This window comes from Rhodothermus bifroesti, from assembly GCF_017908595.1.
GTDB lineage: Bacteria > Bacteroidota > Rhodothermia > Rhodothermales > Rhodothermaceae > Rhodothermus > Rhodothermus bifroesti.
On record NZ_JAGKTL010000006.1, the window covers coordinates 14300 to 36797 of the forward strand.

The following is a 22498-nucleotide window of genomic DNA, read 5'->3' on the forward strand; positions in this document are numbered from 1 at the left end:
AAGGTGAGGTTCCCGCGGCCAAAGGTGGGAAAGGCAGCAGCAGCCGATGCGAAAGGCAAGTGCAGTACCTGAGCGCAGCAGCCACACGCAGCCGATCACCACCCTGTGACGCGCAGGGTGTGCCCGCTTGTGCGGGCCGTGATCGCGCTTTCGGGCAGGCATTCGGGCTGTTACCGTTGCGCGACAGCGCCGGAATTCCACCGGACTTCCCCTGAGACGCTGGCACCACTTGAGGCGGTCGCCAGCCGCCGTGCCACGACAGCACGGCCCCGAAAGCGGCATGGGTCTCTAAAAAAAGTAGAAACGCCTGCATAGCTTAGGCAAGAGGTGTGGAAGAGGTGTGGAAAAAAACAAACGGTATTCCGTTATGCGTCACTTTAGAAGAAGTTTTCAACAGGATCCAGTGGAGTGTGCGTCATTAATGCCGTTATGACAAATAACGGAAATTGGCTTTTGTGCAGGTCTGGGTATTGTGAGGGATTCCCTGACAGGGCTTTTCAGGAAGGCCGCACTTGTGCATGCAGGTTTGCCTTTCAGCGCTGCATTGTGGTAAGGCGTTATTTGCTAGCGTGATTAAAAAACCCATTGGAGAGCAAGTTATGCGGAACATACGCTTGGGGTTGGTCCTGCTGAGCCTAATGGGGGTGGTTTTCTCTACAAGTGCCCAACCGGTAACGCTGGTGTTGCCTCCGGAGGGGGGTACGTTTCGGGTGACGGGCACGTCGAGTTTGCATGATTGGGAATGCCGGGTGACGAACTGGCGGGGGAAAGTAACCCTAGAGCGGCCAGCGGAGCTGGCTTCACTTCGGGCAACGGAAGTTATCGTGCCGGTTGCGGCCATCGCGTGCAAGAACGGCACGATGGATGGTAAGATGCGTGAGGCACTGAAAGCCGAGACGCATCCGGAGATTCGTTTTGAGCTCACCAGAGTGGATTCGATCGTGGCGCAAAGTAGCGGCTATCGATTGACGGTTGAGGGTCGCTTAACCATTGCTGGCACCACTCGGCCGGTAACGCTTCAGGTGAGTGCTGTTCCGGCAGGTGAGGGGTGGCGCTTTCGGGGGCAGCAAGCGCTCTCCATGAAAGCGTTTGGCATCCGACCACCGACAGCCATGCTGGGCACGCTGCGTACGGGTGATGAAGTCGTGGTACACTTCGACGTACTGGCGCGTCCAGCTACGGCTTCAGGCTTATAAACTGCGCAAGGAGCTATGCGCTACGCAGTCTGGGGTTTTGCGTTGTTTCTGGCGGGTTTTCACTTTAGTGGGCTGCCCTGCTATGCGCCGGATTCTGCAGCAAGTCGGGTTTGGATTGAAGGGCGCTCTACGGTCAATGCGTTTACCTGCGAGGCTCAAGAAATAGAGGGGTTAGGCGCTGTGGAAGCAGGGCAAGCTGTGCAGGGCCAGCTTTCCGTTCCGGTACGCGCCTTTGACTGCGGAAAGGCGGCCATGAACCGTGATTTGCAGGTGGCGCTCAAAGCCGAGCAGTTTCCAACGATACGCTTTGTACTGGGCAACGTTCGGGTGCTAGAAGCCGTAGGGGAAGGGGCAGCGCAGTTAGTCGTGTGGGGCCAATTGACGATTGCTGGCCAAACGCGGCCAGTGCAATTCACGGCAATGGGTAAGTTGCTTCCTTCGGGTAAGGCGCGACTAACGGGCTCGTTACCTTTACGGCTTAGCACCTTTCACATTCCGCCGCCCACGGCGCTGCTAGGGTTGATTCGGGTGCGGGACCAGATCACGGTGCATTTTGATCTGCTTGTGCGCCCGCTGCCTATGCAGCCTTGTGCAGTGGTTGCGGCGGATTCCATCAACCAAAATCAACCTTAAAACCAAGGAGGTAACCGATGATGCGTGCACGGTTAACGCTTGGGCTGGTATCTGTCCTGCTCTTATGGGCATTGCCCGCAGTAGGTCAAGATAAGCCTAAAAATGAAGGTCCGGTGGTGCATGGCTTTATCCGGCCCGACTGGCTCATCCAGAAGGTAGATGATCCGTTCCGGGATGACCTGCGCGTGTTTCACTTTTTGAGCCGCACGCGCCTGTACTTGAAAGGAACCTATGAAGGCGTACGCTATCGCGTTGAAGTAGGTCTTTCAGGCCCAGAAGCCGAGATTCCCGTCTCGCGTACGGGTTTCTGGGGTATGCCGCAACTTTTGCAGGACTTCTATGCGGACGTGCCCTTCCCGGGCGTTGAGAACGTCTATGTGCGTTTGGGACAGTTTAAGGTGCCCGCTGGAGCCGAAGGGCTGACCTATTCTGCCGAATTACCCTTTGTTGAGCGCTCGATTGCCCACAAGTTCTTGGGCCTGATGCGCGATTACGGCGCCGCGCTGCATGCCTATCCGAGCGAAAATGTCTCGCTGGCATTGGCAGTGCAGACCGGCCTCGGGCGAAGCATTCCCAATCGGTACTTGCCAGAGGTGTTCGGTTTCCCGTTTGTGACCGCACGTGTGCAGTTCGGTCCCAATCAAGGTCATGACCTCTTCCGGCTCAAACCTGCCCCTTCGGGCGATGCGGTTGAGTTTCGGTTGGGTGCCAACCTCACCTATTACAAAGATGTGATTGCGGGCCATTCGACAGCACTGAACGTGTGGAATAAGGAGAAGCCCATTTTGCTGCAAGGGAGCTGGAACGCCTTTGTCGGACGGCGACCTTTTGAGGCCGGTACGCTGCTTATTGCTGGAGGGGACGTAGGGCTGGGCTATCCGACAGCTCAGGGGGCGCTCTGGGTTGAAGGTCAGCTTACCTACGGCCAGTACAAAAATGACTATGGTGACGTGACAGCCACAGCGGCGCGCGTGCAGGCGACCTACAGCCTGCAGACCGTGGCCTTCGGGTTGCGGTATGCGTTGGTGCAGCTAGACAACTTAGGAACCGACAAGATCGGCGATGATCCGATCCATGAACTCTCGCCCATGCTTTCCTACCGGCTGCGCAAGAACGTGAAGCTGATTCTAGACGGGAGCCTGCTCTTCGATGCTCCAGTGGCCGTTGAAAACGGCGTAGGTGCTTATTTGCTGACCGACCATCCAGAGGAGATTAGCCTCGAGACCATCGAGCGGCAGCAGGTGGTAAACGTGCGCGCCGCCGTTCAGATCAACTTCTAAACTCTCGTAAGGACCAGGTCTTTGAGGAAGGGGGAGCAATCCCCCTTCCGTGTTTAAAGCGACAAAAAAAACCCGCTGGCTCCGGGGGCAGCCAGCGGGGCATAGCACGTCCACGGGGGTGAGGCGCACCTATAACAATAGCACATGACAAGCATCTCGTCAAGCGTTTGCGTGTAAATGACCCCAATAAATGCGCCTAAAGCGCAGTCTGAAAGGAGATTCTGGCTTAGAGCTGAAAGCGAAGCGTGAGGTAGTGCAGAACGCCGAGGGAAGACCAGGAGCTAAAAGCATAGTCCACGTACACTGCTGCGATAGCGAGGCCGAAGCCTGCGTTTAGTCCAGCCAAGTCAAGGCGGGGGCGCATTTTCAATATGTCGTGTTGGCGGTAGCTATAGCCGAGGCGCAGTTGCAGGGCTGAACTCGGAGTGAGCTCAGCTCCTACGTTCAGGTAGTAGAGCAAGCGGCCAACAAGGGGTTGGTCGGTGGGTGGCCGGGAAAGGTGCGGCAAGTCGTAGGCGGTAATCAGGAGCGTGAGAGGGAGGTAACGTAGGCGTTTTCGGAGACTTAGGCGTATGTCGAAAGGCAGCCGGTCGGCGGTAGCGCCCAGGTGTTGCAGGGTTATTCCAAGCGCATGCAGGGTAGCGCTCAAAGAAAGCAAATGCTCAGGAAAATTGTAAAGTACGCCGGCATCAAAAGCCAGGGCTGTCGCCCGTCGATTGGCTAGGGCTGTATGGATGAAGTGCAGCGCGATCCCATAGCGGGTATTTGCCCCATAGGCGCGGCCAAATCCAGCGCTTAAAGCTACGTCTAAAGGGCGAAATGTACCTAAACGGTTGCCAGACGCATCGGCTTCGTCGATGCGTCCCCAGTCTACAAAGCGCAGTCCGAGGCCTAGCGTTCCCCAGCGGCCTTGGTCCCAGCCGTAGGCCAGCGTTGCAAAGCGCACATCCGCCACATGATTTAAATATCCAAGATGCAGGTACCGGTGCTGGCTGGGGTGGAGCAAGGCAGGATTGAGCAGAAAGAGCGCTACATCGCTATCTTGCACGGCAGCAGGTGTTGTGCTCAGCGCCGCTGCCCGTGCTGAAGGGGGAAGGCGTAGAAACGCAAACCCCCCCAGTTCGCTTTCTTGGGCTTGCGCTAAAGGGCTTACGCTGAGCAGCAAAGCCGACAGGAGACGCCGTATCCACATAAGGATAAACACTGCAGGTGACTTCGGGCGTAGCAATAGGGCAATTCCTGCCGGTTGTGGATTAGACTTTGCCCAATATACCGCCTTTTCAGAAAGAAAGCGAGCCGGTTGCGCCAGATCTCCCATACGCAGACGGCCAAAAGTGCTAAGCGGTAAGTCTGCTGCCGCATAGGTTTAAGCATGTAACCCAAGCACAACGTTCGAATGCGACGATCAAGCTTTGTCGGCTTGTGCCTTTGCGGACATCTGGGCGTGGTGGCGGTGTTGGTTGATGGGGTCAGTTACCTGGAGGGTAATCCTTTATCCCTACTGGAAGCATTTTTGGTGGCGATATGGACGCTTCCCTGCACAGTGTTCGCAGCTTGGTTTCTCGCCGAGGAGCTTTTGAGCCGGATGCCACGCACACGATCGTCAAAGCCGTACAGGTCGCGCTCGAGGGCCTCGCGCCCGCCATTGAATACACATCCACAACCGCAAGCGAGATATCCCGCAGGTACAACCACAAGCAGTATTGGTCTTTAGCCTAGTCGCTTAAAGCAGCTCATATTCCGTGGTTTCTCAAGCACGTTAGGGTTGACAGCTACGGTTGCGTGGAACGATGCGTTAAGCGACGACGCTTCTTAAGCACGTCGGGGTTGGCTTTTAGGGCCCAGAAGTAAGCAGTGTGGCAGGGGTTGTGATGAACAATGAATCGCTTTCGATTTCATTTCTTGACGCTTTCTCTATTGAACTAAAGCGACAAATCGTGTATTCTCTGTTAACCTGATGATCGGTTAGGTCGCCATGTTACTTCTGGGATTTGATCTTGGGAGTTCATTTATTAAAGCTGTTTTGCTGGATGCCGAGCGGGCAGTCCCGCTTGCTTCTGTAACGGTTCCAGAGCAGGAATTAAAAATTGAATCGATTCATTCTGGTTGGGCTGAGCAGGATCCGGAAGTTTGGTGGCGGTGTGTGCAGGAAGCGGTTGTTGCGTTGCGCGCTCAGCGGCCGTTTGCAGCGGCTGATGTGCGGGGGATTGGGCTTTCCTACCAGATGCATGGCTTGGTATTGATCGATCGCCAAGGTCGGGTGCTGCGCCCGGCTATCATCTGGTGTGATAGTCGGGCTGTGCCTATAGGGGAGCGGGCTTTTCGCACGTTGGGGCCAGAGCGCTGCTTGCGTTCTTTGCTCAATAGCCCGGGTAATTTTACCGCTGCCAAGCTGCGCTGGGTGCGTGAAAACGAGCCCGAGCTTTACCGCCAGGTCTACAAGTGGCTGCTACCGGGCGACTATATCGCCTTTCGCATGACAGGTGAGCCAACTACCACGGTTTCGGGGCTTTCTGAAGGGATTTTTTGGGACTTCTTGGAAGAAAAACCGGCCTATTGGCTGCTTGAGCATTTAGAAATTGACCCAGAGCTTATGCCGCAGTTGGTTCCTACGTTTGGGTTTCAGGGAGCGCTGACCCGTGAAGCGGCTGAAGCGCTGGGGCTGCAGCCAGGAATTCCGGTAACGTATCGGGCAGGTGACCAGCCTAACAATGCCTTTTCGCTTGGGGTGCTGCATCCTGGTCAGGTGGCAACAACAGCTGGAACATCAGGGGTCATTTATGCGGTGGACGACACGCCCCGTTATGATCCGCAGACCCGCGTCAACACGTTTGTGCACGTCAACCACACCCCTGAGCGGCGGCGTTACGGTATTTTACTGTGCCTAAACGGTACGGGCATTTTGTACCGATGGCTGCGTCAGGAGCTGCTAGGAGGCGCCCTCAATTATGAGGCTATGAATACGCTTGCGGCTTCGGCGCCAATTGGTGCCGATGGAGTGCAGGTGCTGCCCTTTGGTAACGGAGCTGAACGGATGCTTCAAAACCGCGATCCAGGAGCGTCGATCCATGGCCTGAATTTTAACCGGCACGGGCGTGCGCATGTGCTTCGCGCAGCCAAAGAAGGTATCGTGTTTGCCCTGGCTTACGGGTTGGAGGTAATCCGGCAGATGGGGCTTACAATTGAAACTGTTCGGGCGGGTCGTGCCAATTTGTTTTTAAGCCCGCTGTTTGCGCAAATCTATGCCACGGTTAACCGTACGGTCGTCCAGTTGTACGATACCGACGGTGCTGCCGGGGCAGCGCGTGGTGCAGGCGTAGGCGCAGGTGTATATGCTTCGCCTGAAGCGGCCTTCCAAGGAGTACCCCCGGTTGCGGTCGTGGAACCCGTTGCCGCTTGGCAAGAAGCCTATGCAGCAGTGTATCCACGCTGGTGTGAAACGCTTTCCCGTCAACTTCAAACCTGAACGCACCAATGGCCAACACACAGACGTTTCACAGCATCTGTCGCTGGACGTTTAATGCGGGCAAGGGCGGTTTCGTCCCTGCCAACGTACGCCCAGCTTGGGCGTCGAATAGCTTTAGTACCGTTGATTTCATCTATCTGGTGAAAGAAAAGATTGCCCCCCGTTTGCCTGAAACCATTACGCTGGGGGTCGAGCTGCACTATGACAACGAGATCAATGAGCAAAATGCGGCAGCAGTGGCACAGGCGCTGGCCGATACAGGTCTGTATCTGGCCATGATTACCCCTGGAGCGCACATCCACTTTGCCTATGGCGGCATTTGCTCACTGGATCCTAGAGAACGCAGGGCTGCTGAGGCGCTCGGGCAGCGCACGGTAGCGCTGGCTTATGGTCCTTTGCGCCAGGCCTGGCATCCTGATCCGGAAAAAGCGCCCACGCTGGTGATCTGGAATGGATCGTTTGGCTATGACCTGGCTACCGTGGGCGTCCGCCAAATGTACCGCAATCTGAAAGAAAGTCTGGCCCGGCTGTGCCAGTTTGAACAAGAGCAAGGTGGGGCGCTGTATATCGGTATCGAGCCCAAGCCGAACGAGGGGCACCCGGCCATGCTGCTCCCTACCGTAGCCAGTGCGCTGCTGCTTTGGCGCCAGCTTGCCGATGAGTACGGCATTGCACGCGCCAAAAAAGGGGTCAACATGGAGATTGGTCATTCGGAAATGATTGGTCTGGATGCCGTCTATGACGTGGTAGAGCAGCTCGAAGAGCGGGCTATGGTGCATTTTCATTTGAATAGCCAGGGCTACAACGACGGCATTATTCTGGGCGGACCTGGGCGTTACGATATCGATCATGGCACGCGCGTTAACGGCATGAACATTGCGCTCGCTGGATTGCTGGAGCAGGAAGGTTATCGTCGCTGGCTAGGGCACGATATGCAGCCGCGTCCCTACGACAATGAAGCGCAGGCTATCGATCGGGTTGTGCGCAGCATCCTAAGCTGGGAAGCCTGTCGCCGTGCTGCGCAGCAGCTTGACGTGCCGCAGCTTTTGGCGCTGTTAGCGGAGCGGGAAACCGCACGGGCCGAAGATCTGATGCGTGCGGCGCTGGTTGAAGCCCAGCGGCAGTTCGATGCGCTCTATGCGCAGGCCGTAAGTGCTTGAGGCGGATTGTTTACGTACCAAGGGGCAGGCTGAGCCTGCCCCTTTTTTGTGTGGGTTAAGGGCTATTCCTGCACAGACGGAGTTTTTAGGGATTGCAGCAAGCTTAAGGCTTCTTGGTAATGCTGCATGCGTGCTGTTTCTGTGGTCTGGGGAGCGTAGCCTAGGATTTCACAGGTTACAAGTAGGCGAAGCAAATGTTGTAGGGTTGGGGAAGGAAGGCCCTGTCGTTCCAAACGTGCCTTCAGCTGAGCATGAGAGAGACCGCGTACGTCTTCCCCTAGATAGCGGCTGATGGCCCGCCGGAGCGCAGCATCAAGCTGGGGATAAAAAGCACGGGGGGAGAGTTGGGGGGAAGGCAGATCGAATGTCTGCGAAAGGGGGTAGTTCTGGCGCAACGGGCGATGCGTGCGGTACAGCAGCAGCGCAAGCACCAGCAGCGCAAGCAGGCCTAGGCTGCTGTAGAACGCCCAGCGGTAGTTTGGTGTTGGAGAAGCCGTCGGAATGGAAGTCAAGGAAGGGGTCGCAGGGGAAGCTTCCTCAGGTGCTGCCGTCACCCGGAGGGGAGGAAGCGTAGCTTCAAGGGCGCGAAAGGTCTGGCTTTCGGGGTCAAAGTAGTGCAAGCGCACGGGAGGAAGTTCAAAGCGTCCAGCTGCCCGGGGTACGAGGGTGTAGGTTTGGGTGCGGATGCCGTAAAGCTGGTCCTTTTGTCGATCATAGGTGATCTCATGGCCGGCAGCGTAGATGGCAAAGGTGGTATCCACCGAAGGCGGGGGGAGCGTGAGGGTGGCCAGGTTACCACTGCCGGATAGGCGTAGGGTGAGCGTTACCGGCTCGCCCACGTGCACGGTTGTCGGATGTGCAGCTGCTTCTAAGCGAAAGCGTCCTACCGCACCAGAGAAATCCGTCGGGGCATTGGGTGGTAGCGGACGCACGTGTACGGTCTGGGCTGGCGCTTCAAGACGCAGGTACTCAACTTGTGTGGGTCCTGAAAAGAAGGCGGCAAAGGGGTCGCGTGGATCAGGACGGCGGGCCACTTCGCTTTCGATGATGAACGGGTCAATGCGCAGCGTTCCGCTGCGGGTCGGAAACAGGGCGACGCGCTTGAGCACAAAGGTGTAGTAGGGTTGACCATTACGAAGCACGCGCTCCGGCAACGGCCGATCGTCTACATGCAGCTCTTCACGCCAGAAGCCCTGCGTTTCCCAGGAACCAACCATACGGCTGCGCCACACCTGCAGCCCTTCATGAAAAAACAGGCGGTATTCCAGTACGACTTGCTGCTGCTCGTAGGGATTAGCGGGGGTTAAGTAGGCTTCAATGAACAGCTGGTGGGGTACAGGGGGCTCCTGGACAGGTTCGTTCATCGGTGAAGCAGTGGCGGCGTGTACAATGGTGAGCTCGATAGGCTCGGTAGCCAGCGTCTGCCCGCCAACCGTGAGCTGCGTAGGACCAATCCAGGCTAAGCCAGGCTGAATGGGGCGGAAACGCCAGGTATATCGCAGACGCTGCTGGATACGTCCGTCAACAAGCGTATAGTACCGCTGCACTGCGGGAAGCGGCTGTAGGAGCGAGAGGTTTCGAGTATGGGGCGGATCGGGTGTGCGCAGTGGCGGAGAGGTGGCCCCAATGAGCTCGACGGTGTAGACAACCGTTTCGCTCAACCCCAGTTGGGTTGCTTGTACCTGCGCTTGTACGGTAAGGGAAGACGTTTGGGCCCATGCAGCTGCACTGCTTGCAAACAGCCACAGGCTCCACAGCCAGTAGGGCATGGGCTTTACCAATCTTTTTCTACAGCTTCGGGGCGTGCGGGAAGTTGCATCGCGCGGCGCAGCGCTGCTTGTTCTTGCTGCTGCAGCGCTTCTAAAAGTCGGGCTGCCATTTCGGGCGACAGTCTGCCCATGGGTTCCTCAAAGGATTGCGCTGAGGAAGGTTGTTGCACATTGAGGGAAGCTTCAGGTGAAGCTTGGGGGTTGCCTTGATCTTTAGCGCCAGTTTCCGGTTGAGGAGAGGGGTTGCCCAAGGCAGAGGTTCCGGTATTGGGAGGAGGTGGGGTAGGTGGCTGGTGGCGCAGTAGGTATTCGTAGTTAAAGCGGGCGTCTTCAAATGCGGGGTCGGCCAGTAGGGCTATGCGGTAGTAGCGCAATGCCGCGCCAATATCCCCGTCGGCTACCGCAGCATTGCCAGCGTTGTAGGCCGCGCGGGCACGCTCGGTTTCCGAAGGCGCCAGGCGTAGGGCTGCTTCAAAAGCGGCCCGCGCTTCTGCTACATGCCCCAGCTGCAGCAGGGCTACACCTAGATTATGCTGCAAACCGAAGCGCACCGCAGGGTTTTGGGTAAGCAGTAAGCCTTGTCGGTACGCTTCTGCTGCTTCCGCATAGCGGCCAGCCCGGTAGGCTTCGTTGCCGTGGCGCCCTCGCCGAGCGCCGTCGTCTGTCAGTACCAAGAGCAGCAATAGGACAAACAGCAGACGCATGACTTAAACAAGCTTGGGCACGCGGCGACCGCCCAGGACAGCTTCCAGTAAAAGCAACAGCACTGCCAGTGCCAGTGGCCACTGATAGCGCTCAACGTAAGTATCGAACGTTTTAAGGGCAGTAGGAGTTCGGCTAAAGGTATGCAGCTTTTCAACAAGCGCTGAGACGATGTTGCCTGCGTGGTTTAGGTGGAGGTAGCCTTCGTTGCCAGCGAGTACCTGAAGCGTGGTCGGCTCCAGTCGCGTGTAGACAATGCGTCCTGCTTGATCGCGTTTAAAACCCAAGCGCTGGCCCTTTTCGTATACTGGAATTGGGGCCCCGGACGTTTCTCCAACGCCAACAGCTAAGCGCGCAATGCCAGCGTTTTCTAGAGCGCGAACCATACGCTCCACGTTGGGTGCATGGTTTTCGCCATCGGAAACAACAAGCAGCACGCGGCTGCGTGAGGTAGAGCTCGGCGGGAGGGAGGCGAAGGTTTGCAAAGCTAGCTGCAGCATGCGCACATAGTCGGTGCCTTGCGTAGGGATTAGCGAAGGATCGGCTATGTCCAAAAACAGGCGTACGGCACCATAGTCTGTAGTAAAAGGACATTGCAAAAAGGCATCGCCGGCAAACAGAATGAGCCCTACACGATCACCTGCTAAGTGGTCGAGCAAGCGATGCAACGTATAGCGGGCGCGGACAAGTCGATTCGGCGTGACGTCTTCTGCCAGCATTGAGTTGGATACGTCGAGCGCAATGAGCAGGTCTAAGCCGCGCTGCTCAGCGGTGCGCGGTTGCACCCCAGTGCGGGGGCCCATCAAGGCAAGGCTCAGGAGCAACACGGCAAGCAGTAGGAACGCCGTGCGAAAAGCGCGCATTGCACGTGACGTTTGCGAGGCCAGGCGATTGAGCAGTTCTGGATCACCCAAACGGACACGGTCGCGCTGTTGCTGCTGGGCTGCCCACCACAGCAGTAGAGCCACCAGCGGCACTGCAACAAGCGTCCAGGCGAGTTCGGGATGTAACCAGTGGATCATGCGTCTACCAAACGTCGCAGCCGCGTGCTCCGTAGTCCGATTTCCAAACAAAGCAGCAGCAGTGCTGCCAGTAAAAACCCTGCGTAGCGCTCACGCACGGCTTCGTAGCGCAACGAAGCAACAGGGCTTTTTTCGAGTCGGTCAATTTCAGCGTAGATGGCTTCTAAGGCCTTTTCGTCGGTTGCCCGAAAGTACCGCCCACCGGTTAGTTCGGCCACGCGCTGCATCATAACTTCGTCAATTTCTACTGGGACAAGCTGGCGTTGCGGGCCCAAAGGAGCTTGGCCGTGGCCGCTTAGGCCAATGGTGTAGATGCGAATACCAGCCATCCGTGCTAGCTGGGCTGCAGTGAGCGGATCGATTTCTCCCCGGTTGTTCTGGCCATCGGTGAGCAGAATGATAACCTTGCTGCGGGCTTCCGCATCTTTGAGGCGGTTTACGGCAGTGGCCAAGGCCGTACCGATGGCTGTGCCGTCCTCTAGACGGCCGAGCTGAAGCCGTGCTAGCATGGTTTGGAGGAAAGCGTAGTCCAACGTGAGGGGTACCTGCGTAAAGGCCTGCCCTGCAAAGACCACCAGACCGATGCGGTCCTGTTGCCGACCCTGTACAAAATGGGCAGCCGTACGTCGGGCCACTTCGAAACGGTTGGGCAGGAAGTCTTGCGCCAGCATCGACGAGGACACGTCGAGAACCAGCAACACGTCGATGCCTTCAACCGTGTGCGTTTCGCGTACAAACCGCTCTTGCGGTCGGGCCAGCGCAACTATGCACAAAGCGAGCGTTGCCAAGCGCAATGCAAATGGCAGCCCCCTCAGGCGGCTCCAGAACGTTTGTGGGACATGGCTAAGGAGGGTCGTGCTGCTAAACTGTACGTCGCCTTTACGCCGGCGCCAAAGCCACCAGCGCAGTAAGGCCAAGGCAGGAAGCAGGGCCAGTGCCCATAGCCATTCCGGTTGGGCCAGCGTCATGCGATGACGGGATTGGGATTAGGCCGTATTTACGAGCCTGCAGCAGGAGCGTTTCGCGAGCGGGCCTGTCGGAGAGTTTCGACCAATACCGGCAGAATCTCGCCTGCTTTTCCTAGGATAACGGCATCTACTTCGCGGGCAATGGCGCTGGGATGCAGGTTGATTTCGGCTACATAGGCGCCGTGGCGTTTTGCCTCTAGGGGCAAGCCAGCAGCCGGATAAACAAGGGCGCTGGTTCCGATGCTTAAAAACACCTCGGCCCGCTCGCAGGCGGCATAGGCTTCAGTCAAGGCTTCTTCCGGCAAAAACTCGCCAAACCAAACCACGTCAGGGCGGATCAATCCCCCACATGCTGGGCATCGCGCCGGTTGGCCTTCAGCGGCAGCCTCCAGGTCAATTTCGGTAGCTGGACGCCGGCAGTTGATGCAGTAGCTGCGCAGCAGGTTCCCGTGCAGTTCTACGATGCGCTGGCTGCCTGCTCGGCGATGCAAGTTATCCACGTTTTGCGTAATCAACGTAAAGTCAGGAATCAGGCGCTCCAGCGCTACCAGCGCATAATGGCCAGCGTTAGGTTCCACCTCTCGCACCAGCTTACGGCGGTAGGCATACCAGCGCTGCACCAAGTCGGGGTTGCGCAAAAAAGCCTGCACATTGGCGAGTTCTTCAGGCCGAAACTGCTCCCATAGGCCTCCGGCATCTCGGAATGTCGGCACGCCGCTTTCGGCACTGATCCCTGCGCCGGTCAGTACTGCAACCGATTGAGCGCCTGCAAGGCGTTCGATCAGGGCTGGAGGAAAAGCTTTCATGAGCGCAGCGTGTGTAGGTAGGTGTGCAACACGGCATACGCTTCTTCGGGTGTACGCGCTTTGCGCAGTTGCGCTATTGTAGAAGGGGTATAAGCCAAACGCACCAATTGCTCTATGCGGTGCACGTGGTTTTCTGAAGGCTCAGCATTGGGGCTTAGCAGCACCATAACAAGGTGTACGGGGTGGGCATGCTGAGAAAATTGTAATCCCTGAGCATGAATGCCTAAAAACAGCATAGGAGCAGTCAGCGTATCTACATGCGCATGGTAGAGCGCAACGTCTTCTGTAAGGGCAACAACCCCTTTTTCTAGCAGCGACGGGATTAGTGTTTCCATGCGGAAGTCTGTTTCTGAGAAGCCTGTTTGGAGCAAATCAGCCAGTGCTTCAGCAGGCTGCTCGCCCTGCAGGGGTAGGCGAATGCGCTGCGGGGTGAGCAAGGTGCTTAGCGAATCTGTCGAGAGCAGCAGGTCTTTTTGTTCTTCGGTAAATAAAGGGGGAAAGACGACCAGCAGGCTTTTTTGGGGAAAACGGCGGGCCAAGAGTCGGGGAAGCCGTTCCAGGCTAGGATGCCAGCTTAACGTTCCCGATCGGGCTGAAATAAGGCAAAGTAGATCATGGGGCTGGCTTTCGGCTTGGTAGGCAACGATAACTTGTGACCAAGAAGACAGGGGGTGGTAAGTTGTGGGCACCGTAGGCTTTTGCGTTTTAAGGAGGGTCTGTATCTGGGGTAGACGTTCTTTGGGTGTAAAAACAACAAGCTGCGCGCTTTCCTGGTAGGTCAGGGTTTTTAGGGTGCGGATGGCTTCTGTAAACCCAGGTTCGGCTTCAGCATACGGAGGGATCAGAAGAACAACACGGTTGATGGTGGCCAGAGGTTGCTCAATTTTACTGACCAATACCAACTCTTGGCTGCGTTCTAACAGTTGATCGAGTACGCTTTCAAAAATGTGGCGACGCCCAATTTTCCCGTTCCATCCAATCACTACTGTAGAAATACGCTGTTCCTGAATGGCTTGCTGTAGTGCAGTAACCACGTTATGCCCAATGCGGACCAGAGGGGTTACCGGAACGTTGGCTGCTACAGCATGTGCTGTGGCGTGCCCTAAGAGTTTTTCGGCTTCGACCACAGCGCGGTTGACGTCGCCTCGATTGCGTACAACTGTAATAGGGTATAGCGGCTGCTTGAAGGTAGGCTGGCGGATCAGCAAAGCCAGTTCCATCAACAAAGGAGCTGTTTCGGGATTGGCCAAGGAAACCATGATGCGCTGGGGCGCGTGGCTTGCCTCTGGTGGGGCATGTTCCATAGCCCGAGCAATACGGCGACCATAGTGGCCAGCCACCCAGGGTCCCAGCACGCAGGTAATCAGCATCATGAGAATCGTGCCATTCAGCACGTTGATGTCAAATAGATTCGCTTGGTATCCGACCAAGACGGTGGCCAGCGTTGCAGCGGCTTGAGGTATGGTTAGGCCAAACACGAGCCAGCCATGATCGGCGCTGTACCCAAACAGCGGTCGCGTAAGCTGGGCCGCAGACCATTTGGCTACCAAAACCGCTCCGAGCATTGCGAGCGTGACTGTCCAAGCCTGCGCACCCTGGAAAAACACGCGCACATCGACCAACATGCCTACGGAAAGCAAGAAAAACGGGATAAAGAGAGATTCCCCAACAAAGCGGATTTGATGCATGAGGGGACTGGGTTCTGGTACCAAGCGGTTCAGCGTGAGGCCCGCCAAAAAAGCGCCTACAATAGGTTCCACGCCTGCTACTGCCGCGAAAAAGGCGCACACGAAAAGAATGGTGAGCACAAAGATAAATTCATAGGTGCCTTCGCTGCGGATTTTTTGGAAAAACCACTGCCCAAGTCGGGGAACGGCCCAAAGCACCCCGAGCACGTAGAGTGTAAGGGCACCGCCAATCTGCAACCAAAACAGCGGGGTAAGCTGTCCGTTAGCAGCTTGAACCACAAGGGCTAAGACCAGCAGTGCTGCCGTATCGGTCAAAATTGTAGCGCCTACGGCCACGGTCACGGATTCTACGCGTCCGAGCCCCAAGCGGCTCACAAGGGGATAGGCAAGCAAGGTATGGGAGCTAATGACAGCCCCCAGAAGCACGGCGCTGGGCCAGCTAAAATGCAGCACCGTAGTGCCAACGAGTATACCTAATCCTTGGGGAATGACAAACGTTAAAATGCCAAAGAGCAAACTCCGATGGCGCTGGCGCTTGAATTCATTCAGGTCTATTTCTAGGCCGGATATAAACATGATGTAAAGCAGCCCAACTGTGCCGAGCAATTCGATGGAAGCATCGCGGGCAAGGATATTGAGGCCATGTGGACCAATAAGCACACCCGCAATGATAAGTCCGATGAGGCCAGGCAGCCGCAGGAGGCGCTGAAAGATTAAGGGCACGACTAAGATCAGCAGCAACGCTATAGCAAAAACCAAGACCGGGTTCGTAAGGGGCAGCGAAAGCTCAAGGGTGTGCATAAGACTGCAACGATGGTTTACAGAAGGCGGGCGTTTGAGCCTTCGGATGCTCAAAAGGCGAAGCGCCTTGTGCTGTTAAACGCAAACGACAAAAGCTTCAAGACGGTTCAGTAGAGGGAGGAAGCCGATCAGCAGCTAGGGTGCGTTCGAGGCGTTCAAGGAGGGTATGCGTTACGGCTAGCATGTGGTGGTTATACGCTGGGGGATATTCTCGACAGGCAAATTTTGCTAAGTCGGCAGCTTCAAGTACCTGGCGCAAAGGTTCGGCCAGGGCAGCGATGGTCGGTAGGGGGTAGCGCTGCAGATGTGCAATGAGCTCGCGTGTCGTCATTTTGCGGGCGGCAAGGCCCAGGCGGTCTTCGAGATAGCCCCGTAAGGTTTCGGTAAGACCGACATAAAATGGCTTCACCGGTATCTGATCCGCCAGCGGCTTTAAGGCCTCCAGATGTTTTAAGGCAACTTCGTAAGGATCAGAAGCAGCGTTGCGCGCAGCTAAAGGAACGCTGGGAGGTTGCTGACCGCGGCGTCGCCAGAAATAGACGGCCAAGCCTAGCAGCAGGGCCACTACGGCGAGACCAAGCAGCCAGGGCCATTGGGGGGCTGGAAAGTCGACGATGGGTGCTAAGGCGCGAATGCCTGAGGCATCGGGTGGTACGATGGAGCGCACCACGACCCGCAAAGGTGGGGTGTGGAGCGTTTGGTGTTCGGTTTCCGTGCGTAGGCGAAGGGATAAGGCCGGAACGCGGGCAGTGTCGAGTGCAAAAGTGGTTACCGTGTAGACCAGGCTGTCGCGCAGGCGGCCTGGGCCGGCCGGGTAGCTGCGGTGTAGGGGCGTGCCAACGACATAGAGGTCGCCCAGGAGGCTATCGGTTGGCGCCTCAAGCTGCCAGCCCGCGTCGCGCTCTACTACCAGCGTCAGCGTAAACCGTTCGCCGATAAGTACCGTGTCGGCCGAAAGCCTAATGGTAAGTTGAGGGGCTTGGGCTGCTGCCGAAGGTAGCCAATAGCCAACCCAGAAGCCAATCCAAAAGTACCAACGCATTAGCGGCGACGGTTCCGTTGGTGAAAAAAGTGCAGCAAAGGTTCCACGTAGTCGGTATCGGTACGGAGGCAGACGTGGTCGATCTGCAATTGGCGGAATTGGGTTTCCAGTGCAGCCTGGCGCGCTTGGGTGTGCGCAGCCAGCCACTGTTGCACGCGTTTGCTACGCGTATCCAGCCATCGATGCTGGCCTGTTTCGATGTCTACCACTTCGACAAGCCCTACGGCGGGCCATGCCTGCTCAACGGGATCTTGAAGCTGAAGGGCTATCACGTCATGCCGGCGTGCCAAAGCGCGCAACGACCGCTCAAAGCTAGGCATGTCCAGGAAATCACTTAAAAGGAGTATAATTGCACGGCGACGCTGCACGCGCAGCAGGTAGTCGAGCGCTACGCGCAGGTTGGTGCGATGCGAGCGGGGTGAGCAAGCATACAGGTCACGCAAGAGACGTAGCACATGGCGACGGCCTTTTCGTGGTGGTACAAATCCTTCAATGCGGTCAGAAAACAAAAGAAGGCCGACTTTGTCGTGGTTTCGAAGCGCGCTAAAGCCGAGCACGGCGCAGACTTCAGCTGCAAGCTCTTGCTTGGTACGCCTACGCAGGCCAAACCGTTGTGAGCCCGATACGTCGACGACGAGCAAAAGCGTTTGCTCCCGCTCTTCTTCGAAAAGCTTGACGTAAAGCGTACCCATACGGGCCGAGACGCTCCAGTCGATCGTTCGCACGTCGTCGCCCATCTGATAAGGCCGCACTTCGGCAAACGTGATCCCCTGGCCTTTGAAGGCGGTGTGGTACTCACCGCTAAAAAGACTGTCGACCAACCCCCGGGTGCGTACCTCTAAGCGACGGATTTTTTGGAACAACTCGCGCGGGATCATACCGTAGACGCTTACACCTTGCTGCAGCGTAGGGCAACGCGATGCATCCAATTCGGTTCGCCTGTGCGGCAAGCTAGCGTAAATGCGCTAAGACAAAAAGGGGAGTAGCCTTTGAATCAGCGCCCGGGCTTCGGTCTCAAGGAGCTCAGAGGCTTCTAGGCCGCGTCTCCAGGATTCTGGAAATGCAGACCATCCGTGGCGCGCGCCTAGCAGTGCTCCGACCATGGCTCCTATGGTGTCGGTATCGCCGCCTACGTTAATGGCCGATAGCAACGTGGCTTCGATCAGATCTGGGTTGCGCACAAACATCGCTACGGCAAACGGCCAGCTTTCGTCGGCTTGCGTTCCGGTGCCGTTGCATAGGTCCTGAAGATCTAAAGGAACGTCATGTAGGTGGGGTTGCAGTAGCCGAAGGCGGCGAGAGCAGGCTGCCGACACGTCGCCTAAGGCCGATTCTGCCCAAGTAGTAAGCTGGAGAAGATGCTGCCAAAAAAGATGCGCAGCAAAAGCATTGGGCGGTGTGCGCAATACTTCGGCTACAGCAAAGGCCTGGCCGAAGCCGGCCACCAGCGCTGTAGGATGCCGATGGGTAATGGCAAGGATGGGGTAGATAAAAGCCAGTGCCTCTTGGGGAGAAGCGCCAGTAGCGGCCCACCAAAGGCCTAACGGTGCAGCGCGCATTGCTGCACCGTTGGTTGGTTGACAAGCATCGCCAGATGCATTCCAGGCAGCGCCCTGCATAAGGCGCGCCACAGCAGCCCGGCTGGTGGGACCCCATCGCCGGGCTTGAGGGAGCTGTGCGACGTAGGCTGCGGCCAGGCGTTCGCCAAGGGCTGCATCAAAACGCTTAGGGTGTTCGTTGGCCTCTAGCCATTCCGTTAGGACGTGCACCAGGGTGAACGTAAACTGCGTGTCGTCGGTCCACTGGCCAGCCTGAAGATCACCGCGGTAGCGGTCAGGCTCATACTGCTTGATGCCCCGGTAGTAGCGCCGTACGTTGTCGTGACTAAGCCCTTCGACAGGCATGCCTAGGGCGTCGCCTATAGCCGTACCCAGCAAGGCGCCTAGCATGCGATCCGCTGTCATGTGCGTTTCCGTGTGGATTGTCCTATCTTTACATAGATCAAACTACAATGCGCCACAGCGAAATGAAGGTCTGGTTGCGTGGATTTTGGGCCGTTTTCGAAAAGGATATCAAGCTGGAACTCCGGGCGCGCTATGCCATCCACATGCTCCTGCTGTTTGCACTTAGCGCGTTGGTTGTGGTGGCTTTTGCAGTAGGGCCATCGCCACTGAGCGCTCAAGTGCAGGCTGCGCTGTTGTGGATGGTGATTTTGTTTGCGGCAGCTGTAGGGTTGGGGCGCGCCTTCATCAGTGAGGAAGAGCGGGGTACCATTTTGCTTCTTCAGCTCAACGTGCGGCCGGGTGCCGTCTACAGCGGCAAATTGCTGGTAAACTTTGTGCTCCTGTTGGCTTTGAACCTGGTAGCCGTGGGGGCGTTTGCATTGTTGCTAGGCGCCGAGGTTGCCTGGCCCGGACTGCTTGTGCTGACGTTGATCCTGGGATCTATAGGACTGGCGGGTGCGACAACGCTGCTAAGTGCGCTCATTGCCCGGGCAGCTGGAGGGCGCGGCGCTTTGCTTCCCGTGTTGTTGTTTCCTGTGTTGGTGCCGTTGCTGCTGGCTGCTGTCGACGCCACGCGAAGCGCACTCCTTGTGGCCGAGGGGTGGACGGTAGCTGCCGATGCCTTACTGACGCTGCTGGGGTTTGGGGGCGCTGTGATTACAGCGGCTGTACTTTTATTTGAGTATATCTGGCTGGACTAGCCCATGAGCGAAGTTATCAACCTTAGGCGGTATCGCCACATTCGCAACGGGGTTTTGGGATGGCTGACATTGGTGCTTTTGGGAGCGTTTTTGCTTCGCATCCCGCGTATCCATATTCTGGAGCACACGGCACGCAATCTCTATTTTCACGTGCCGATGTGGTTTACCTTAATGGCTGCCGCATTGGTTTCGGCTTACCATTCGCTGCGCTATTTGCAATCTGGCGATCCGATCCGTGACGTGCGCGCCCGGGAGGCAGCACGGGTAGGGCTGGTCTTTGGCCTGTTAGGGCTTATCACCGGTATCGTATGGGCCAGGTTTACGTGGTATTTGGGTACGTCCCTTTGGTGGAATTTTGATCCTAAGCAATCGTTTGTGCTGATTCAGCTGCTCATTTATGGCGCTTACTTTGTGCTGCGCAGCGCGGTTGAAGATCCTGAAAAACGTGGTCGGGTGGCAGCGGTCTACAACCTGTTTGCTTGCGTGACGACTCCGTTTTTGCTCTACACGTTGCCGCGCCAGATGGAAAGTCTGCATCCCGGCGCTGAGGGCAATCCAGCCTTTAGCGACATCACGCACCCGATCATGCGCCTGGTGTTCTACCCGGCCGTAATCGGTTTTATTGGACTCTTCTGGGTGCTCTATACGCAGCGCGTGCGGCTGGCTCTACTGGAAGCGCGTGCAGTGCTTTTGCGTAAACCGATGCTGGAGGCCGAGCTATGAAGGTGCAACCTGTAAGCGATACAACCGCGGCAGGCATCGCAACGCCCTACGACACGATCTGGGCTACAGCAACCGTGCCCACAAAGCCTCCTCAAGGCATTGAGCGCGTGATGCTTGCCGAAGATAAGCTCTACGTAGTGCTGGCCGTCGTGCTGATTATCTGGCTAGGACTGGCGTTGTTTTTGCTTCGGACCGATCGCAAGCTGGATCGTCTGGAGCGTATGCTTCAGGAACGTCTACCCGAAACCAACTCAGGAACGTCTCCATGAATAAGCGGGTGCTCAAAACCCTTATGGGCGTTGCCTTGCTCGGCGGATTTTTCTCGTTGGTGCTGCTGAGTTTTGGCAAAAAAGTAGGAGGGTACATGAACTTTGCCGAAGCGGCCGCTTCGGGTAGTGAAGCACACGTGGTGGGGCAGTGGGCCCGCGAGCAGCCTGTAGGCTACGACCCCAGTCGGAACGTGTTTACGTTTTACATGCGTGATGCTACAGGCAAGGTGCAGCGTGTAGACTACCCTAACCCTAAACCCGCTAACTTTGAGGAAGCAGAGCAGCTGGTGGTGATTGGACGCATGGAGGGCGAAGTCTTTCACGCCCGGGAAATCTTGATAAAGTGCCCTTCCAAATATAACGACATGCGTCAATTGGAAGCGGCTGGGGCCGCATCGCCGCACACCCTTCCTGCACCGCAAAATTAAGATGACCGTTCAGGCCGCAGTGTCCAAACCTGGCAGCTGCTGTCTCATTCTTGCACGATAGGTAGAAAGTCAACTAGCCCAATGACCCTTTTAGAACACGACGTAGCGTTGGCTGCCGTACGGGAAGCGGCTTTGCTGTGCCGCAACGTGCAGGCTGCACTGAAGTCCGAGGTATTGGAAAAAAAAGACCACAGCCCGGTTACCCTAGCTGATTTTGGCAGTCAGGCGCTGGTATGTCGCTATCTGGCAGAAGCCTTTCCGGAAGATCCGGTTATGGCTGAAGAAGACAGCGCGGTTTTACGCGATCCAGCGCAGGCAACGTTGCTTGCGCGCGTGGTAGAGGAAGTGCAGCGCCTCGTGCCCACGGCTACGGCCGCAGAAGTGTGCGCCTGGATTGACCGGGGTAATTTGAAAAGCTATCGACCCCGATTCTGGACGCTAGATCCGATCGATGGTACAAAGGGCTTTTTGCGTGGGGACCAGTACGCCATTGCGTTGGCGCTCATCCTTGAAGGCGAAGTGCATGTTGCTGCGCTGGCTTGCCCCAACTTGCCGCTAAAGGCCGCCCCAGGCGCACCGCGTGGTGTGGTATTTACAGCAGTGCGCGGTGAAGGGGCATGGGCTTGGCCGCTTTGGGAGGAAGGCGAGCCCGTGCGCATGCATACGAGTGCGGTGACGGATCCCACACAGGCGCGTTTCTGCGAGTCGTTCGAATCGGCACATAGCGCCCATGACGCGGCCGCAGAAGTTGCTCGGCGTTTGGGTATAGGAGTGCCGCCTTTGCGCCTTGATAGTCAGGCTAAGTATGCACTGGTAGCCCAGGGTGAGGCAGATTTGTACTTGCGGCTACCTACGCGGCCAGCTTATGTGGAGCACATCTGGGATCATGCTGCGGGAGCACTGCTGGTAACTGAAGCCGGTGGGCGCGTGACCGACATCACGGGAGCGCCGTTAAGGTTTAACTGCGGTCCGAGGTTAACAGCCAATCGAGGTGTTGTCGTCTCCAATGGTCACCTGCATGCAGCTGTTTTAGAAGCCTTGGCAGTGGTGGGCGTAGCGTAGTTATAGCCAAAGGACGGCAACACTGTCGAGAATCAGGTCGGGCCGAATCGGGGTCTCGAGGTCAGATGGCCGAAACTTACCGGTGCGGACCAGCACGCCTTTGAGTCCTGCCGCTTGCGCTGCGCCCACGTCGGTCAGGATGTCGTCGCCCACCATAGCCACCTGCACTGGAGGCAGGTGCAGCGTTTCACAGATTGCGCTAAAGAAGCGGCGATCAGGTTTTCCGAAAATAAGGGCTTCTCGGCCAGTAGCATACTCCAGCGCGGCAATAAACGGGCCTGCATCCAGCTGCAATCCAGTATCGGTTTGCCAGTAACGCGTACGGCCTAAGCCAATTAAGCCTGCGCCGCCTTCTTGAATGAGACGGAAAGCATGGTTGAGGCGCTCAAACGTCCATGCCGCCCCTAAGTCGCCCACGACCACAAAGTCTGGTGTGGTGTTGTTCTCCGGAACACCAGCAAAATCCTCTTTGGCAGCTTCGGGCACAAGTAAGTAGGCTGAAGCGCCTTGCTGGCGCAGGAAGGCCCCTGCCAATGCAGGTGGGCTAAAGATTTGCTCAGGAGCAGCCTTAAATCCAAGCCGCTGGAGCTTTTCAGCCAATTGGCGACGGCTTTTGGAGGTTGTGTTTGTCGCAAAGCGGACGACTACGCCAGCGCTCTCGAGTGCATGGACCACTTCGACAGCGCCTGGAAGCGGCTGATTGCCTTGATAGAGCGTACCGTCCAGGTCGAACAGTACGGCACGTACCTCAGCAAGGGCAGGAAGCAGCGCCACGGCAG

General features: G+C 57.0%; 21 protein-coding genes and 1 riboswitch. Of the genes, 10 read left to right on the forward strand and 11 right to left on the reverse strand.

The window, feature by feature from the left end; translation table 11 throughout:
- Positions 1-155: 155 nt before the first annotated feature.
- Positions 156-214: riboswitch (adenosylcobalamin-variant (AdoCbl-variant) riboswitch) on the reverse strand.
- Between the two features lie 385 nt (positions 215-599).
- The 3 genes from J8E65_RS12255 to J8E65_RS12265 are packed head-to-tail and all read left to right on the forward strand — an operon-like array spanning position 600 to position 3109.
- On the forward strand, positions 600-1196 hold the full coding sequence (locus tag J8E65_RS12255) for a YceI family protein (RefSeq protein ID WP_210376462.1): 597 nt from the start codon (positions 600-602) through the stop codon (positions 1194-1196).
- A 15-nt stretch (positions 1197-1211) separates the two neighbouring features.
- Positions 1212-1829, forward strand: a complete 618-nt coding sequence (locus tag J8E65_RS12260; protein WP_210376463.1) for a YceI family protein — start codon at positions 1212-1214, stop codon at positions 1827-1829.
- 17 nt (positions 1830-1846) lie between these two features.
- Positions 1847-3109, forward strand: a complete 1263-nt coding sequence (locus J8E65_RS12265; protein ID WP_237182016.1) for a porin — start codon at positions 1847-1849, stop codon at positions 3107-3109.
- Positions 3110-3335: 226 nt separating this feature from the next.
- Here J8E65_RS12265 and J8E65_RS12270 read toward each other — a convergent pair whose 3' ends face one another.
- A complete protein-coding gene (locus J8E65_RS12270) occupies positions 3336-4301 on the reverse strand; it encodes a PorV/PorQ family protein (RefSeq protein WP_210376464.1) in 966 nt (321 codons plus the stop codon).
- 783 nt (positions 4302-5084) lie between these two features.
- Here J8E65_RS12270 and J8E65_RS12275 point away from each other — a divergent pair.
- Both J8E65_RS12275 and J8E65_RS12280 read left to right on the forward strand, forming a co-directional pair.
- Complete coding sequence (locus J8E65_RS12275; protein ID WP_210376465.1) at positions 5085-6575, forward strand: xylulokinase; 1491 nt, start codon at positions 5085-5087, stop codon at positions 6573-6575.
- Positions 6576-6583: 8 nt separating this feature from the next.
- A complete protein-coding gene (locus J8E65_RS12280; protein WP_210376466.1) occupies positions 6584-7735 on the forward strand; it encodes a TIM barrel protein in 1152 nt (383 codons plus the stop codon).
- A 62-nt stretch (positions 7736-7797) separates the two neighbouring features.
- On the opposite strand, the gene J8E65_RS12285 is transcribed toward J8E65_RS12280, so the two are convergent.
- The 9 genes from J8E65_RS12285 to J8E65_RS12325 all read right to left on the reverse strand — a co-directional run bounded on the left by J8E65_RS12285 (position 7798) and on the right by J8E65_RS12325 (position 18497).
- Positions 7798-9504 carry a BatD family protein gene (locus J8E65_RS12285; RefSeq protein ID WP_210376467.1) on the reverse strand — a complete coding sequence of 569 codons (1707 nt, stop codon included), beginning with the start codon at positions 9502-9504 and terminating at the stop codon, positions 7798-7800.
- A 5-nt stretch (positions 9505-9509) separates the two neighbouring features.
- Positions 9510-10208, reverse strand: coding sequence for a tetratricopeptide repeat protein (locus J8E65_RS12290; protein ID WP_210376468.1), 699 nt, complete (start codon positions 10206-10208; stop codon positions 9510-9512).
- A gap of 3 nt (positions 10209-10211) precedes the next feature.
- Positions 10212-11228 (reverse strand): VWA domain-containing protein, encoded by a 1017-nt coding sequence (locus tag J8E65_RS12295; RefSeq protein WP_210376469.1) that lies wholly within the window; start codon positions 11226-11228, stop codon positions 10212-10214.
- A complete protein-coding gene (locus J8E65_RS12300; RefSeq protein ID WP_210376470.1) occupies positions 11225-12196 on the reverse strand; it encodes a vWA domain-containing protein in 972 nt (323 codons plus the stop codon). Before J8E65_RS12300 ends, J8E65_RS12295 begins: the two co-directional genes overlap by 4 nt.
- Before the next feature lie 29 nt (positions 12197-12225).
- Positions 12226-13002 carry an SIR2 family NAD-dependent protein deacylase gene (locus J8E65_RS12305; RefSeq protein ID WP_210376471.1) on the reverse strand — a complete coding sequence of 259 codons (777 nt, stop codon included), beginning with the start codon at positions 13000-13002 and terminating at the stop codon, positions 12226-12228.
- A complete protein-coding gene (locus J8E65_RS12310; protein ID WP_210376472.1) occupies positions 12999-15491 on the reverse strand; it encodes a cation:proton antiporter domain-containing protein in 2493 nt (830 codons plus the stop codon). Before J8E65_RS12310 ends, J8E65_RS12305 begins: the two co-directional genes overlap by 4 nt.
- Positions 15492-15588: 97 nt before the next feature.
- Complete coding sequence (locus J8E65_RS12315) at positions 15589-16533, reverse strand: BatD family protein (RefSeq protein ID WP_210376473.1); 945 nt, start codon at positions 16531-16533, stop codon at positions 15589-15591.
- Complete coding sequence (locus tag J8E65_RS12320) at positions 16533-17411, reverse strand: DUF58 domain-containing protein (protein WP_210376474.1); 879 nt, start codon at positions 17409-17411, stop codon at positions 16533-16535. Before J8E65_RS12320 ends, J8E65_RS12315 begins: the two co-directional genes overlap by 1 nt.
- An 87-nt stretch (positions 17412-17498) precedes the next feature.
- Entirely contained in the window at positions 17499-18497 is a 999-nt protein-coding gene (locus tag J8E65_RS12325) for an ADP-ribosylglycohydrolase family protein (protein WP_210376475.1), read from the reverse strand.
- A gap of 62 nt (positions 18498-18559) precedes the next feature.
- Here J8E65_RS12325 and J8E65_RS12330 point away from each other — a divergent pair, with 62 nt between their 5' ends.
- The 5 genes from J8E65_RS12330 (at position 18560) to J8E65_RS12350 (ending at position 21719) form a co-directional block, all read left to right on the forward strand.
- Positions 18560-19237, forward strand: coding sequence for a heme exporter protein CcmB (locus tag J8E65_RS12330; RefSeq protein ID WP_210376476.1), 678 nt, complete (start codon positions 18560-18562; stop codon positions 19235-19237).
- 3 nt (positions 19238-19240) lie between these two features.
- Positions 19241-19960, forward strand: coding sequence for a cytochrome c biogenesis protein CcsA (gene ccsA, locus J8E65_RS12335; protein ID WP_210376477.1), 720 nt, complete (start codon positions 19241-19243; stop codon positions 19958-19960).
- Positions 19957-20229 carry a CcmD family protein gene (locus tag J8E65_RS12340; RefSeq protein ID WP_210376478.1) on the forward strand — a complete coding sequence of 91 codons (273 nt, stop codon included), beginning with the start codon at positions 19957-19959 and terminating at the stop codon, positions 20227-20229. Before ccsA ends, J8E65_RS12340 begins: the two co-directional genes overlap by 4 nt.
- A 23-nt stretch (positions 20230-20252) precedes the next feature.
- On the forward strand, positions 20253-20657 hold the full coding sequence (locus tag J8E65_RS12345; protein WP_237182023.1) for a cytochrome c maturation protein CcmE domain-containing protein: 405 nt from the start codon (positions 20253-20255) through the stop codon (positions 20655-20657).
- A gap of 81 nt (positions 20658-20738) precedes the next feature.
- Positions 20739-21719 carry a 3'(2'),5'-bisphosphate nucleotidase gene (locus J8E65_RS12350; RefSeq protein ID WP_210376480.1) on the forward strand — a complete coding sequence of 327 codons (981 nt, stop codon included), beginning with the start codon at positions 20739-20741 and terminating at the stop codon, positions 21717-21719.
- Here J8E65_RS12350 and J8E65_RS12355 read toward each other — a convergent pair whose 3' ends face one another.
- Positions 21720-22493 (reverse strand): TIGR01458 family HAD-type hydrolase, encoded by a 774-nt coding sequence (locus tag J8E65_RS12355; RefSeq protein ID WP_210376481.1) that lies wholly within the window; start codon positions 22491-22493, stop codon positions 21720-21722.
- Positions 22494-22498 lie beyond the last annotated feature (5 nt).